General features: G+C 60.3%; 1 protein-coding gene. It reads left to right on the top strand.

Translation table 11 applies throughout. The features are described 5' to 3' along the window. Positions 1–232, top strand: a 232-nt coding sequence (locus tag CEY15_RS17865) for a 2Fe-2S iron-sulfur cluster-binding protein (protein WP_095719509.1), incomplete at its 5' end; no start/stop codon positions are given. Positions 233–360 lie beyond the last annotated feature (128 nt).

The following is a 360-nucleotide window of genomic DNA, read 5'->3' as shown; positions in this document are numbered from 1 at the left end:
CAACGCGGTGCCCGGAATCGACGCCGATTGCGGAGGCGAAGCCGCGTGCGGCACGTGTCATGTCATCGTTGATCCGCAATGGTCCGACGTGGTGGGCCTCTCGGGAGCAAGTGAAGAAGAGATGCTCTCAATGAACCCCGAACGGCTGCCGACCTCCCGACTGTCGTGCCAGATGACCGCGTCCGCGGATTGGGACGGCCTTACCGTCCAGGTGCCAGAGTTCCAGATGTAACGACGTTCCAGATGTAACGACGAAAGACAAGGTGAGACACGTGAAGGTTTCCGATACGATCGGCGACAAGGTTCAGTCGGCCATCCCGATGGATCTGCAGATCCGGGGCGCCCATCTGTACGACAGGA

Origin of the sequence: Dietzia natronolimnaea, assembly GCF_002289575.1 — a bacterium.
Taxonomy (GTDB): Bacteria; Actinomycetota; Actinomycetes; order Mycobacteriales; family Mycobacteriaceae; genus Dietzia; species Dietzia natronolimnaea_A.
The sequence above is the reverse complement of the archived record's forward strand: the minus strand, read 5'-3'. Positions and strand labels throughout refer to the sequence as shown.